13 protein-coding genes are annotated in these 14,623 nt (G+C 57.7%); 10 read left to right on the top strand and 3 right to left on the bottom strand.

Annotated elements, in window-relative coordinates; all coding sequences use genetic code 11:
* Positions 1 to 174: 174 nt before the first annotated feature.
* Positions 175 to 1,311: a peptide-methionine (R)-S-oxide reductase MsrB gene (msrB, locus tag B5V00_RS16295; RefSeq protein ID WP_281249726.1), complete on the bottom strand. Its 1,137-nt coding sequence runs from the start codon at positions 1,309 to 1,311 to the stop codon at positions 175 to 177.
* 438 nt (positions 1,312 to 1,749) lie between these two features.
* On the opposite strand from msrB, the gene B5V00_RS16290 reads away from it, so the two are divergent.
* The 5 genes from B5V00_RS16290 (at position 1,750) to B5V00_RS16270 (ending at position 6,357) form a co-directional block, all read left to right on the top strand.
* Positions 1,750 to 2,967 carry an ABC transporter substrate-binding protein gene (locus tag B5V00_RS16290; protein WP_085011868.1) on the top strand — a complete coding sequence of 406 codons (1,218 nt, stop codon included), beginning with the start codon at positions 1,750 to 1,752 and terminating at the stop codon, positions 2,965 to 2,967.
* A gap of 121 nt (positions 2,968 to 3,088) precedes the next feature.
* On the top strand, positions 3,089 to 3,949 hold the full coding sequence (locus B5V00_RS16285; protein WP_085011867.1) for a branched-chain amino acid ABC transporter permease: 861 nt from the start codon (positions 3,089 to 3,091) through the stop codon (positions 3,947 to 3,949).
* Positions 3,950 to 3,951: 2 nt separating this feature from the next.
* Positions 3,952 to 4,911 (top strand): branched-chain amino acid ABC transporter permease, encoded by a 960-nt coding sequence (locus B5V00_RS16280; RefSeq protein ID WP_085011866.1) that lies wholly within the window; start codon positions 3,952 to 3,954, stop codon positions 4,909 to 4,911.
* Positions 4,908 to 5,678, top strand: a complete 771-nt coding sequence (locus B5V00_RS16275; protein ID WP_085011865.1) for an ABC transporter ATP-binding protein — start codon at positions 4,908 to 4,910, stop codon at positions 5,676 to 5,678. Before B5V00_RS16280 ends, B5V00_RS16275 begins: the two co-directional genes overlap by 4 nt.
* Positions 5,665 to 6,357, top strand: a complete 693-nt coding sequence (locus B5V00_RS16270; RefSeq protein ID WP_085011864.1) for an ABC transporter ATP-binding protein — start codon at positions 5,665 to 5,667, stop codon at positions 6,355 to 6,357. The genes B5V00_RS16275 and B5V00_RS16270 overlap by 14 nt, the downstream gene beginning before the upstream one ends.
* Positions 6,358 to 6,478: 121 nt before the next feature.
* On the opposite strand, the gene B5V00_RS16265 is transcribed toward B5V00_RS16270, so the two are convergent.
* Positions 6,479 to 7,579, bottom strand: a complete 1,101-nt coding sequence (locus B5V00_RS16265) for an AAA family ATPase (protein ID WP_085011863.1) — start codon at positions 7,577 to 7,579, stop codon at positions 6,479 to 6,481.
* Between the two features lie 116 nt (positions 7,580 to 7,695).
* Between B5V00_RS16265 and B5V00_RS16260 the strand changes: the two genes are divergently transcribed.
* From B5V00_RS16260 to B5V00_RS16245, 5 genes are all read left to right on the top strand, one after another.
* A complete protein-coding gene (locus tag B5V00_RS16260) occupies positions 7,696 to 9,597 on the top strand; it encodes an ATP-binding cassette domain-containing protein (RefSeq protein WP_085011862.1) in 1,902 nt (633 codons plus the stop codon).
* A gap of 81 nt (positions 9,598 to 9,678) precedes the next feature.
* Positions 9,679 to 10,845 carry a recombination-associated protein RdgC gene (rdgC, locus tag B5V00_RS16255; protein WP_085011861.1) on the top strand — a complete coding sequence of 389 codons (1,167 nt, stop codon included), beginning with the start codon at positions 9,679 to 9,681 and terminating at the stop codon, positions 10,843 to 10,845.
* 157 nt (positions 10,846 to 11,002) lie between these two features.
* Positions 11,003 to 11,155 (top strand): hypothetical protein, encoded by a 153-nt coding sequence (locus B5V00_RS17255; RefSeq protein ID WP_158247290.1) that lies wholly within the window; start codon positions 11,003 to 11,005, stop codon positions 11,153 to 11,155.
* Between the two features lies 1 nt (position 11,156).
* Positions 11,157 to 12,701 (top strand): flagellar assembly protein A, encoded by a 1,545-nt coding sequence (locus tag B5V00_RS16250; protein WP_085011860.1) that lies wholly within the window; start codon positions 11,157 to 11,159, stop codon positions 12,699 to 12,701.
* The gene (locus B5V00_RS16245; RefSeq protein WP_085011859.1) at positions 12,698 to 13,156 is read left to right on the top strand and encodes a hypothetical protein; all 459 of its coding nucleotides are present in this window, start codon (positions 12,698 to 12,700) and stop codon (positions 13,154 to 13,156) included. The genes B5V00_RS16250 and B5V00_RS16245 overlap by 4 nt, the downstream gene beginning before the upstream one ends.
* Before the next feature lie 93 nt (positions 13,157 to 13,249).
* Here the strand turns inward: B5V00_RS16245 and B5V00_RS16240 are convergent, their stop codons facing one another.
* Entirely contained in the window at positions 13,250 to 14,479 is a 1,230-nt protein-coding gene (locus B5V00_RS16240; protein WP_085011858.1) for a YbfB/YjiJ family MFS transporter, read from the bottom strand.
* Positions 14,480 to 14,623: the final 144 nt, after the last annotated feature.

Below are 14,623 nucleotides of genomic sequence, written 5' to 3'. Positions count from 1 at the left end.
ATCATGGCGCCTTGACGCCGATTTAGGTAGTGGGGGGAGACCATTTCATCAACAGCCTCCCAGCCATCAGGTGGCTGGCAGCCTGCCGCGTACCACAGGCGGTGGAGGCGGGGGACTCTCGACACTTGTCCCCCGCCACGATTGACACCTTCCTGAATCCACTGATTCAGGATCTTATTTGATCAACTCCTTATAGTCTCCGTAACCTTCCTTTTCCAGATCAGCTTTCGGAATGAAGCGCAGCGCCGCCGAATTGATGCAGTAGCGCAGCCCGGTCGGGGCGGGCCCGTCGGGGAAAACATGTCCCAGGTGGGAATCGGCGTGCCTGCTGCGCACTTCGATCCGCGTCATGAACAGGCTGCCGTCCTTTCGTTCAACGATATTGTCCGCCTCCAGCGGCCGGGTGAAGCTCGGCCAGCCTGTCCCCGACTCAAACTTGTCGGAGGAACTGAACAGGGGTTCGCCGGAAATGACATCGACGTAGAGGCCCGCCTCATGGTTGTCCCAGTAGCTGTTGGCAAAAGGACGCTCGGTGGCGTCTTCACGGGTGACCTTGTACTGCAGGGGGGTCAGTTTTTTCTTCAACTCCTCGTCATCGGGAACCATGTATCGGCGATTCATTTTTTCCCCTTCCTGCTGCATCCCCATATCCTCCTCCGAACTCTTCAGGTTATCCTTTGTCGTCCTGGAGACCTTCGGCCTCAGCTCAGGAAATTCCTTCACTATCGCGGCAAAAGTCAGCTCTTCATCGCTCCAGGTTTTCTCCAGGAACTGGTCGCGCCCCGAGCCGCTGCGGTACCAGCCGTAGCGGAGGGGATTTTTCCTGTGATAATCCTGGTGATAATCCTCGGCGGGATAGAAAGGGCCGAGCGGCAGGATCTCGGTGACGATCGGAGCGGCGAAACGTCCCGAGGCGGCCAGTCGCCGCTTCGACGCTTCGGCGATGCGCCGCTGTTCACTGTCGGCGAAAAATATCACGCTGCGGTACTGGGACCCGCGATCGACGAACTGGCCGCCGTTATCGGTCGGATCGACGTGGCGCCAGAACCATTCAACCAGCTGGCCGTAACTGACTTTGGCCGGATCATAAGTGACCTTGACCGCTTCGACATGTCCGGTGGCGTGGCCGGAAACCTGCGCGTAGGTCGGATTGATCTCCTTGCCGCCGGTGTAGCCGGAGATCACCTCGCTGACCCCGAGAACTTTTTCAAAATCGGATTCGGTGCACCAGAAACAGCCGCCGGCGAAGACCGCGGTTCGGGCGGCCATGGCCGCGTCGCCGGATTTGTCCATGCCTTGATCCATGCTCATCCCCAGGTCGAACATCGCCGCCAGGAGAATGACTATGGCGAGAATCAGTTTTTTCATCCTTATCCTCCGCTACCTGTCCGGCCGCTTCAGGGCCGGGTTTTGATAAAGCATACCGCATCCGGGTAACGGCGGGATAATGCGAGGATAAAGATCAGGTAAAGATCGGTAGAGCAATGACGGGGACGGGCTCCGCAGGTGTCAGCCCCCGTCATCGGCTCAATTTATTAACAAGTGCCCGTACCACTGGTTTTTCACACTCCCCCGCCACCGCCCCTTTGGAAACTCTGGCAGAAACACGGGCAAACTTATGTTTACTCTAAACAAATCCCCTGTTGAATAAACAATAAAACGGTGTTATTTTTAAGGCGCACTAAAAGTTGTTGTCTTCGGCGGGAAGGCCAACTTTCAACAAGCAAAATTCACAAAAGGAGGAGGACCATGGGTAAGAGGTTTTTATTTATCATTGTCACGATTTCAGTGGTTTTTCTGTCCGGTATTTGGGCCCATGCAGCTTCAACAGCAAAGATTGGTTTTACCTACATCATGTCTGGACCCTTTTCTGCTTATGGGCAATTCGCCAAACAGGGTGCCGAGATGGCAATTGCAGAAATTAATGCTGCTGGTGGCATCAATGGAATGAAGGTTGAAGGCTTTTTTGAGGATTCCACCGGAAAAGCGGATGTTGCCTTGCGCGCCATCAGAAAACTGGTTTATCAGGACAAGGTCGATATGTTGATTGGGCTCGATTCAAGCGGCGTTGCAAAAACCGTCGTTCCTGCAATCGAAAAGATGAAGACCCCGCTGATCATTACCCACGCCGCAACGCCTGATGTTACCGGCAGCGTGTGCAACAAGTATACGTTCAGGATTTCTCTTAACCTGGCCCAGAATGTAAAGGCGGCCGCACTGCTGGCCAAGGAGACGGGGGCAAAAAAGTGGACGACAGTTGGCCCGGACTATGCTTTTGGCCACCAGTCCTGGGAATATTTTGAAAAATATTTAAAAGAACTCAATCCGGAGGCAACCTTCCTGCCGAAAAACAAGGTCGCCTTCCCGCCGTTCAAAACCACCGATTTCAGTTCCTACATCACCAAGGTCATGAGCAGCAAACCCGATGGCGTCTTCATTTCTCTGTGGGGTGGCAATCTGATCGATTTCGTTCGTCAAGCCAGCGACATGGGCTTTTTCAACGGGGACTTCCAGGTACTGATGTCCCTTGGCGGCGCAATTGAAGTATTGACAGCATTGGGCGACAAGATGCCCGAAGGCCTTTGGGTTGGCTCCAGATACTGGTTCCAGGCGAATGATTCCGCCATCAATAAAAAATTTGTAGCCAGCTATTTAAAGAAATATGGGGCCTATCCTTCCTACAACGCACATGGGGCCTACAGTGCAGTCTACGCCTACAAGGCTGCAGCTGAAAAAGCCAAATCCCTTGACAAAGAGGGCATTGCCAAGGCCCTGGAAGGATTGAAGATTGAAATTCCAACGGGGCTTGTAGAGATCCGCAAAGGTGATCATCAGGCTATCACCGATGCGCACTGGGGGAAAACTTCCGCTGCGGCAGGCTTTTCGCACCGCATTCTGAAGCCGATCAAGATTTTCAAAGGGGCTGACATTACTCCGTCCATCGCCGAGACTGGTTGTTCAATGTAAATTCCGCGACTTAATTCTTGCCTAGACCGGTTCAGAGCGGGGAGGAAGGATCTCCCCGCTCTCGACTCTGACAACCCTTACCTGAGTCAATAAGTTCTTGATCGACAGCGCTGGAGTTGGAATGGAATATCTGCTGCTGAACACGTTAAATGGCCTGAGTTGGGGGATGTTGCTATTTCTGATCTCGGTTGGTTTAACAACCGTCTTCGGCGTGCTGGGGGTGCTGAACTTTGCGCATGGGTCACTATTTATGCTTGGGGCGTACCTGTGCATGCAGGCGATGCAGTACTTTGATTCATTCTGGTTAGGACTGCTGGTCGGCCCACTCTGTGCGGTGGTCGTCGGTGTTCTGATGGAAAAATTCCTGCTGAAGCAGGTCTATGGACGGGATGTTTCCTTCCAGTTGCTGTTGACTTTTGCCGTTCTGCTGATCCTGGATGATGGTGTACGCATGATATGGGGCTCTGGCTATCATGTCGTAGACCCGCCCGTTTTACTAAGCGGTGTCATGTCGGTCGCCGGGCAGGACTATCCCGTCTATCGATTATTTCTGATTCTTGTCGGCCCACTTATCGGGGCTCTCCTCTGGTCATTTTTCCACTTTACCCGCTGGGGAAAAACCATCCGCGCTGCATCCTTTGACAACATCATGGCGGAAGGGGTCGGAATAAATGTTCCCTTGATTTACACTGCGGTTTTTGCTCTTGGCACCTGGCTCGCTGCTCTGGGCGGGGCCCTGGCAGCGCCTCAGCAGAGTCTGGTCCCCTCAATGGGAGAAAAAATCATCATTGAAAGCTTCATCGTTGTCGTTGTAGGTGGCCTGGGGAGCTTTCCCGGGGCGTTCGCCGGGGCTTTGCTTCTTGGGCTGCTGGAATCTTTTGGGACTGAGTTTGCAGGAAGGATGCAGATGGCCATCCCCTATCTGTTGCTGGCGGTTATTCTCTTGGTCAGACCGCATGGCCTGTTCAAAAAGGGGGTGTGAGGATGAAAATACAAGCCCGCATCAACCTGGCTGGACCGATACTGCTGGTCCTCTTGCTGTTTGCCGCTCCGCTGGTAATCCCGATCTACTGGGTGATGATTCTGTCCGAAATTTTGATCATGGGACTGATGGCCGTCAGCTTCAACCTTTTGCTCGGCTATACAGGATTGTTGTCCTTCGGGCAGGGCGCTTTTTTTGGCCTCGGGGCCTATACGGCTGCCCTGCTGCTGCAGGCCGGCCATGACAATCTGTTTTTAATCCTTTCCGCCGGCATGCTGGTGGCATTTCTAGGCTCACTGGTAATCGGTTTTTTTTCGGTCCGACTGGATGAAATTTTTTTCGCGATGATCACTCTCGGGTTTGGCATGTTGTTTTTCTCAATCGCCCACAACTGGCGAGATGTAACCGGCGGCAGCGATGGTCTGCCGGTTTTTTCTTCCCCGACCCTGAACTTGTTCGGCAACCAGCTCACCTTCTATACACCGAACAGCATGTACTACCTGATCCTTGTCTCAGTCCTGGTCGGACTGGGATTGCTCCGAGTGATTGTTCAGTCACCTTTCGGTCTGATTCTTAAAGCCTTGCGGGAGAACAAACAACGGGTTTCTTTCGTTGGCGGGAATGTAAAAAGGTTGCGAATAGCCGCATTTACCATATCTGGAACGTTCACTGGCCTGGCCGGAGTTTTGTTCTGTGTATTTAACACCATGGCAACCCCGGGCTTCATGCACTGGAGTTTCTCTGCCAAGCCCGTCATCATGTCGGTCATTGGAGGGACCGGGGTTTTCCTCGGGCCGCTGTTCGGAGCTGGAATCTTCTTTGTTTTAGAACAAATCATTATTCAGTTTACAGAGAACTGGATGTTTTTCCTTGGAGTCGTCCTGGTGCCCATTGTCCTGTTCTTCCCTGAAGGGGTATTCGGAACCTTGCTGAATAAATTCTTCAAGCAGGAAATAAAATGAACGCGGATAAGGTCCTACGCATTGAAAACTTGAGTCACTCGTACGGCAAGTTCAAGGTTATTGAAGACATCTCACTGGGCATTGACAAGGGAGAACTTTCCGCATTGATCGGCCCCAACGGTGCCGGCAAGACGACTTTTTACAATGCCATCTCCGGGAAATTCCCCCCAACCCGAGGTAGGGTTTTTTTAAATGGTGAAGATATCACCGGATTACCCTCTCACCGCGTTGTCGGTAAGGGGATGTGCCGCTCGTTTCAAATCACCAACATTTTTTCTGAACTCACGGTTATCGAGAATGTCCTCACCCCCCTGGCCATTCAACAACGGAAGCACTACAAACTCTACGGCAATCTTTTCCGGGACAGTCAGGTCACAGAAAAGGCCATGTTCACCCTGGAGCAGGTAGGTTTGGCTGACCGAGCGAAGCATGTCGTCTCCAGTCTGGCCTATGGTGATAAGCGGTTGGTCGAGATGGCAATCGTTCTGGCAAGGGATCCAAGCGTTGTGCTGCTGGATGAACCGACCGCCGGGATGAACCCTGAAGAAACCGAAAACATGATTAACCTGATCAGGCTGCTGGCAAAAAACTCTGGAACCACGTTTTTCATAACCGAGCATGACATGAAAGTTGTTTTTTCGCTTTCCGAAAAAATTTACGTGTTGCACCAGGGGCTCCTGCTTGCCCAGGGAACTCCAGAAGAAATTCGCTCAAATGTGCATGTACAGGAAGCATATCTGGGGAGAAAAGTTAATGCTCAAGGTTGAGGGTATCCATAGCTATTACGCAGACAGTTATATTCTCCAAGGCGTGGACCTTGAGGTAAACCGGGGGGAAATCGTCTGCCTGCTCGGGCGAAATGGCGCCGGGAAATCAACAACGATAAAAAGTATCATGGGTTACAATCACCCCCGCAAAGGGACCATACGGTTTCTGGGCGAGGATATTACCAACCAGCCCGTGTTCAAAAATGTCCGCCTTGGCTTGGGATATGTACCTGAAGATCGGCGGATTTTCTCGGAACTTACCGTTCAGGAAAATTTCGAAGTGGCCTTTGCCTCGGCCACCGAAATTCGTTGGACCATTGATGACCTTTTTGAAACTTTCCCCCTTTTGGATAAATTCCGACATCGTAAGGGGGGGGAGTTGAGCGGAGGAGAACAACAAATGGTGGCCATCGCGCGAGCCCTGGCCTGCCAACCCAAAATGTTGTTGCTCGATGAACCCTGTGAGGGACTGGCTCCTGTTATCGTCGAACAGTTGAGTGAAATCATCCTCCGATTGAAGCAATCATTTCCGATCCTGCTGGCGGAGCAGAATGCCTATTTTGCTCTGGAAATTGCAGACCGGGGATATATCATTGACAAAGGACTTATCCGATTCGCCGGTTCCCAACAGGAATTGCAATTAAATGAGGAGATCAAAAAACGCTACCTTTCGGTTTGAACGGTAACGCCAGAGGCCTTGATGGCTCACAGGCGGAGTTCGGGTTACGAAGCGCCTGTCGTTGCTTTTGTTTCTTCCTTCCGCTCTACTCCGGAATAATCGCATAGCAGCACATCCCCCCCTACCCCGCCACCAGCTCGTCCAGCCGATCGAAATCCAGCCGCAGTTCGGCCAGTTCGCGCAGCAGGTCGAGTTTTTCGGTATCCTCCGGGGTCAGCTTGGAGACATCGTCGGTAATCATCTGGTAGAGCTGGGCAGTGGTGTGGTTGGTGGTACGCAGGTAAGGGATGCCGCTGCGGTCGAGGATCAGCTGGGTGATCCGGTCGACGTGGTGCTTGCCGGGGATGACCAGTCCGACGATCTTCTCCCGGTACTCGGGGATCGAGTAGAGGTTGGCCAGGGTCACCAGCAGTTCGTCGCGGCTGCTGGTGACAATCAGCAGGGTATCATTTTTCAACAGTTCGGCCACTCGGTGGGTCGAGGCGGCACCAATCTGCACATGGTGGATGATGCGCTGCAGGGATTCGTGATCACCGTGCAGATTCAGACCGAGGATGGAGACCACCCGCCGCAGGGTCGGATTGGCGAGGATCGGCTGATAATTGAAGCCGCCGAACAGTTCAAAGGCGTTGTGCCCCATGGCCCGCGTCAGGTAATCGAGGGTCTGCTCCCGCTTCTCGGCGATCAGCTTGTTGACCAGCACTGCCCTGACCGGCACCGACTCGTATTCAAACAGGGCCGCGTTGGCAGCCACCCCGTCGATCACATTGCCGATGCCGCCGCCGGTCACCATCAGCACTGACGCCCCCAGCATCCGCGCCACCTGGGCGTTGGAAAGCCCCAGCACGGTGCCCACGCCCGGGTGCCCCGATCCCTCGATGATGATGAAATCGCAACTCTTCTCCAGCGCCTCAAAGGCCGCCAGCAACCGTTCACTGAGCATCTCCCGGGGAATCCGGCCGTCGATGATGTCCTTGGTCATGCCGGGCGGCACCACCACCGGCGAGATATGCCGCAGATGCGCCGGCATATCGAAGACCCCGGCCATCAGGGCCGCGTCCTTGTCGACAATCACTCCATCGACCAGGGTCGGCTTGGGGCCGATGGGCTTGATGAAGCCGACCCGATCGTACTTCCTGCGGGCCAGGTGCAGCAGCGACAGACAGAGGGTGGTCTTGCCGATATTCTGTCCGGTCGCGGCAATGAACATTTTTCGAGCCATCAGCAACAGTCTCCAGCCGGGATTTCCAACAGAGTAGCATCAGTTGCCGGCAAGTCCAACCAGCGAACAAAACAACCCTTCCCCCCGCCCCGCGCTTCTGGCATAATCCCTCGCTCATGGCCCTGATTTCACTCCGACAGATCTCCCTTTCCTTCGGCAGCCAACCGTTGCTTGACGACGTCAACCTGCAGATCGAGAAAGGTGACCGGCTCTGCCTGCTCGGCCGCAACGGCGCCGGCAAAAGCACCCTGCTGGGACTGCTGGCGGGACGTCTGCAGCCGGACCGGGGCGTCATCGACCGGCAGCAGGGACTGCGCGTCACTGAACTGCCCCAGGATGTGCCACAGGGGCTTGGGGGAACCGTCTTCGAGGTGATCGCCTCAGGCTGCGAGGGGCTGGCCGACCTGCTGCTGAGCTACCACCAGGCCGCCGGCAGCCTGGAACAGGGCGACACTACGGCCGCGGGAAAACTGGCCGAACTGCAGCACACCATGGACACGCAAGACGGCTGGAACGCCCTGCAGCGCGTCGAACTGATCCTCTCACAGCTGAAGCTGCCGGCCGAACAACCATTCGACCAGCTTTCCGGCGGACTCCGGCGGCGGGTGCTGCTCGGTCGCGCCCTGGCCGGAGAGCCGGACATCCTGCTGCTCGACGAACCGACCAACCACCTCGACATCGAGTCGATCGCCTGGCTCGAAGATTACCTGCTTCGCAGCAACCTGACCCTGGTCTTCGTCACTCATGATCGGGCGTTTCTGCGCCGCATGGCGACCCGCATCGTCGAAATCGACCGCGGGCGGCTGGCCGATTACCCGGGCGACTACGCCAATTACCTGCGGCGCAAGGAAGAACGCCTGCACGCCGAAGACGAAGAATGGCGGCGCTTCGACCGCAAGCTGGCCGAAGAGGAGGTCTGGATCCGCCAGGGGATCAAGGCCCGCCGTACCCGCAACGAGGGCCGGGTACGCGAACTGAAGCAGATGCGCGAGCAGCGCCGGCAGCGCCGCGAACGCACCGGCAGGGTGCGGCTGCAGCTCAACGAGGCCGAACGCAGCGGCAAACTGGTGGTGGAAGCGGAAAACCTCAGCTTCGGCTACGATGACCAACCGATCATCAATGATTTTTCCACCACCATCCTGCGCGGTGACCGGGTCGGCCTGATCGGCCCCAACGGCGCCGGCAAGACCACCCTGCTGAAACTGCTGCTCGGTCAACTCGAGCCGGACGCCGGCAGCGTCCGGCTCGGCACCAACCTGCAGGTTCTCTATTTTGACCAGCAACGCGAACAGCTTGATCCCGACCTGACCGTGCAGCAGAACCTCTCCGGCGACCAGGACACGGTGATGGTCGGGGGCAGATCACGGCACGTCTACGGCTACCTGAAGGATTTTCTCTTTACCCCGGACCGCGCCCGCACCCCGGTCCGTATCCTCTCCGGTGGAGAGCGCAACCGGCTGCTGCTGGCCAAGCTTTTCACCCGGGATGCCAACCTGCTGGTCCTCGACGAACCGACCAACGACCTCGATCTGGAGACCCTGGAACTGCTCGAAGAACTGCTGGCCGATTACCGGGGAACCCTGTTCCTGGTCAGCCACGACCGGGAATTTCTCGACCGCACCGTCACCAGCAGCATCGTCTTCGAGGGCGACGGCCGGGTCGCGGAGTATGTCGGCGGCTACAGCGACTGGCTGCGTCAGCGACCGCAACAGGAAGAGACCTCGCAGGAACGGAAAGCGACCCGCGAAAAACCGAAGAAGGAACGCGCCCGCAAACTCAGCTTCAACGAAAAAAAGGAACTGGAGGAACTGCCGGCGCGGATCGAAACCCTGGAAGCCGAGCAGGAAGAACTGCACGCCAGACTCGCCGATCCCGAGTTCTACAAGACCGCCGGCCCGCAGGTCGCCGGGCTGCAGCAACGACTGCAGGAACTTGAAACGGAACTGGAGCAGGTCTACGAACGCTGGCAGGAACTGGAAATACTGAAAACCGGTGAAGGGCCTAAGGCTCAAGGCTAAAGGATTCCTCCGCCTTAACCTTCACCTTGAGCCTTTCACCTTTAGCCCTTAGCCGCCTTTCCCTATCAGGAGTTTTTACCCATGGGCATTCTTGCCAATACCGTCAGCATCAGCCAATTCCGCGTCGTCGGTGAAAAACCGGCCGGCGACCTGTTCGACTGGGCCGGAGAGCAACTGGCCAGAAACCGCTTTCATGCCATTGACCGCGGCAGCGAGGAACTGTCGATCGGCTGGGTCCAGCTTGACGACTCTCAGGACGGCAGCTTCGAGATCGCCAGCAGCTACCGCCGCGACCACTGGCTCTGCTTCTCCCTGCGCCGCGACCAGCGCAAGGTTCCCGCACGGCTGCTGAAAGAACATTACCGGCAGGCGGAAGAGGAGTTTCTGGCGAAAAACCCCGGCCTGCAGCGGGTGCCGAAGCAGAAGAAGGAAGAACTGCGCGAGGCGGTCAAGGGCGCCCTGCTGGCCCGCACCCTGCCGACCCCGAGCGTCTATGATGTCATCTGGGATACCGAAACCGGGCTGCTCAGCTTCACCAGCCTCGGCAAGGCCCAGATCGAGATGTTCGGCGACCTCTTTAAACAGACCTTCGACGGCCTGCGCCTGGTCGCCTACCATCCCTACGCCCGGGCCGAGGCTGTCATTCCCGACGCTCTCAAACCGGCCCTGGCGGAAGCCAACCAGGCCGGGACCGATACCGTTCTCGATCTGATCGAAAAAAACTGCTGGCTGGGAGAGGACTTCCTCGTCTGGCTGCTCGACCAGACCCTGCACGCCAGCGCCGAGTTCAGCATCAGCAGACCCGGGCCGGCAGTTGCGGGGGAAGGCTTTGTCGCCTACCTCAACGACCGCCTGGTGATCAGCGGCGCCTCGGAAAGCGGCGTGCAGAAGCTGGTCGTCAGCGGCCCGCAGGACCGCTTCAGCGAAGCCTGCACCGCCCTGCGGAGCGGCAAAAGCATCCAGGAGGCAGTCCTCCATTTCGAGAAAGGGGAGGATGCCTGGAAGCTGAACCTGAAAGGACAGCAGTTTCATCTTGCCGGCTTCAAATGCCCGGCGGTACAGCTGGAAAAGGATGACCTGACCGACCCGGAGATGGAGCGCGAGGCCCTCTTCTACGAACGCATGCACCTGCTGCAGACCGGCCTGCAGCTGTTCGACAGTCTGCTGGCGTCGTTCCTTGAACAGCGGCTCGCCCCCGACTGGGAGCAGTTCCAGTCGGCGATTTCCACCCGTCTGGGCGAAGACTGAAGCTCCTTCCTCACCCCGGTTTATTCATGAGTGCTCGTCGCGAGGCCGACCAGTGTACGTCAGCAGGGAAGCTGAATAAACCGGATTAAGATTTCATCGCCGACAGCCGATAAGAATCCCGGCGACATCCAGATTCCCTGGAGTCGCCGGGAGATTTATGAAATACATCAAGGACCTCTGCAAGCTGGCGGTTCTGCTCGGCCTGTTCGGCGCCGTTATCTACGGCCTCTTCCATCTGGCGAAAGAGCAGGCCCCCGCCAACAGGAAGCGATACCAGCACCCCATCTACCGAACCGGGGGACACTGGTAACATGCCTCCTCCCGGAAAAACTCACCGCCCCGCCGAAATCGGCGTCAAGGTGCTGCTTGACAAAACTACGCCCTGTTACCATTTCTCCGCCACCCTGCAGAACAGCCAGGTCGAATGCCGCGCCAGCCTCAAGATCCTCGACAGCGACAAACCGCCCGCGCCGCAGGAACTGATCACCCTTCTCAACCAGGCCGGGGTGACCGAGAGCCTCGACCTGGAGCGCCTGGCCATCTTCTGCGCCGAGGCAGCCCGGGGCACCAACCAGTCAGATGTCCTGCTGGCGACCGGGACGCCCCCCTCGGCCGGAATCGACGGCTGGTTCGAGGCCGCGGTTCGAACGACAGCGGACGAGGCCGAATTCAACCGGGACGAAAAAGGGAATATCGATTTCCGCACCCGGGACAGCTTCACCAATGTCGAACCGGACGACCTGATCGGCATCATCCATCCTCCCGAGGCCGGAACCCCCGGACTCACCGCCCATGGACAACCGATCGAACCACGCATGGGCATCCCCCTCGATATCCGGGCCGGCGAAGGCGCACGGCTCGACCCCGACCAGGGCAAGGCCTTCGCCACCCGGGCCGGCCGCGTCATTCTGGAAAATAATGTTCTGACCGTTTCAGAACAGCTCATTATCCCGGGCGATCTCGACCTGGAGACCGGCAACATTGACTTCAACGGTTTCGTCGAAGTCCGCGGCGACGTGCTGGACGGCTTTCACATCAAGGCCGCCAGGGGAATCAAGGTGGCCGGCAACGTCGGGGCCTGCCGACTCGAATCCGGCGGCCCGGTCGAAATCGGCAGCGCCTCCGGCAAGGGCAAGGGGGAAATCCGTTGTCAGGGCCCGCTGAAAACCCGCTACCTCAACGAGGTGCTGGTCGAATGCCGGGGCGATGTGACCGTCAGCCATGAAATCCGCAACGCAACGGTCAAGGCGACCGGGCGGATCATGGTCCCCCGCGGCACCATTTCCGGGGGCGAAACGGTGGCTCTCGAAGGGATCGAGGCACGCCACTTAGGTTCCGTTTCCGGCCACCGCACCATGGTCACCGCCGGTGTCTATTTCCCCGAAGAGGACCGGCTCAACCACTTGCGCTACCGACTGAAGAGCACCGGTTCACAGATCCAGCGAATCGATGACACGCTCGGCCCCCTTGATCCCGGCAAACAAAAACTGCAGGCGCTGCGCGAGGCCCTGCAGCTGCGCGTCGACATCCTCACCGAGCGCAAACAGAAGCTGCTCGCGGAAAAGGAAACGGTCAAAAAGGAACTCGACCGTTTCAAGCCGCGGGAGCATCCGACCGCCAACCCGAAGATCAATGCCGGCGCCGGCCTCCGCGAGGGGGTCATTCTCAAGCTCGGCGACCAGGTCGAAGAAATCCAGATCGAACGGGGGCCGGTCTCGGTGATCGCGAACCATACCGGCGACGGCCTGCACTACCTCAAGCTGACACCGCTCAAGGTTTCGGCCGAGAAACTTGAGGCCGAGCTGGAAGAAAAGGGAATAGAAACCGAGAAAATCGACCGGGAGAATGCTCAATGAAAACCCTGACGAGCGAAGACATCATCCTGCAGATGGTCCAGATGGAACTTCAGGCCATGCATTTCTACCAGCATGCCGCAGGATGCCTGCAGGACGAGGATGCGAGGTTCCATTTCGAACTGCTGGCCGACGAGGAACTGGAACATGCCCGCAGCTTCCATGCCCTGTTGCCGAGCCCGGAAGCGGTTTCGTTTGAGGAGATGGAGCAGGCCCCGCCGCAACCCTGCGATGAAGTCGACTGCGCGGCACTGGCCGGTTTCAACCAACTTCAGGCCCTGGAAATGGCTTTGCGGCTGGAAAGGAAAGTCGAACAGGATCTTCGGCGTCGCTGCGAAACAATCAACGACGCACAGGCCCGGGCCGTGCTGGAGAAAAACATCTATTCAACCGAGGGGCACGCCCTGCTGATCGCCGAGGATCTCGAACGGCTGCGCTCTTCCGGGACGGGTTCCTGAAGCAGGTCCCCTCCGACACGGGTTGCCCCCCTTCACGTCCCCTTCACGACTTCTGGTTTCAACCAGGTGACCTTGCGTCCTTCCGGTCACGAATCACACTTCCGTTCGGCCCGGAAGCAGCAGGGCCAGCAGCGCAGCCAGCAGCGTCAACCCGCCCGCGACAAAATAAGCCGGCGAGAAGGAACCGACCGCCTCGGCCAGCACCCCCGCCAAACCGGGCCCGACTGTCTGTCCGGCAGCAAAAAAGAAGGTGATCAGAGAGAAGGCCATGGCCGCTCGTTGCAGGCCGAAGAAATCACCGACTGCGGCAGCCATGATCGTCGGGATGGCAAAGACCGAAAATCCGTAAAGAATGATGGAAAGAATCAGCGACACTTCACCGAGGCCACTGCCGGCAAGCAGGTAGGCGCAGGATTGGACCAGGAAGACCAGCGCCAGACCAGCCTTGCGGCCGATACGGTCTGAGAGTACGCCGAAAGCGATCCCCGAGAAAATACTGAGCAGACCGACCAGGGACCAGTAGAAGCCGGCGGTTGCCTCGTTCAGGCCATATTCCTCGACCATGCTGGTGACGATGAAGGTGCCGTAAACCATGTAGGTCGCACCGAAGACCAGGTAGAGCAGACCGAGCAGCAGCATCAGCTTACCCTGGCCCTGCTCACGAACGGGGGAGTGCGGACCTGAGACCGGCCCGGTCTCACCGAGCGGCTCAAGACCAAGCGATTTCGGGTCATTACGCAGCATCCAGGAGACCAGCAATGCAATCCCCGCAACCATCCCTCCGAGGCAGAGCCAGCCGATCCGCCAGCCATTCGTACCGAAAGCCGCATTGAGGCGGGGCACAAGAAAACCGGTAAAGATGATGGCCACACCATTTCCGGAAATCATCAGCCCGGCAGCGCGGCCCCGAAAGACCGGCCGGAACCAGTGGGAAACCAGCACCATGGCGGGGATATTGGCCATACCGCTGCCGAACCCGACCAGGGCATAGCAGATCAGAATGAGCTGGAAGCGGCTGGCGGCACTCACCGTCAGCATGCATGCAGCGATCAGCACCAGTCCCAGGCTGATGGTCAGACGCGGGCGCAGGCGTTTCAGCAGGCGTGGTGCCAGCGCCACCGCAACCAGGTAACCGATAAAATTGGCGGTGCTGATCAGCCCCATGCGATCATAGCCCAGGGCCAGGTCAGTCCGCATCCCCGGCAGCAGCATGGCGTAGGCGAAGCGCGCCAGGCCGAGGCAGGCGAACAGCGTCAGAAACCCGGACAGGACAATGATCCAGGCATAGTGCACCGGGAAATGCCGAGGGCAGGAAGAGCGCATGCAGAAAACCTCCGATCAGCAGAACGCCATGCTAACATGCTTTCCCGATACTCTCCAACGTGCTATAAAAGTTGCCGTTTACCAGGAGGCTGTTGATGAAATGGTCTCCCCCCACTACCTAAATCGGCGTCAAGGCGCCATGAT

This window comes from Geothermobacter hydrogeniphilus (assembly GCF_002093115.1).
GTDB lineage: Bacteria > Desulfobacterota > Desulfuromonadia > Desulfuromonadales > Geothermobacteraceae > Geothermobacter_A > Geothermobacter_A hydrogeniphilus.
This window is presented reverse-complemented; position numbering and strand designations above follow the sequence as displayed.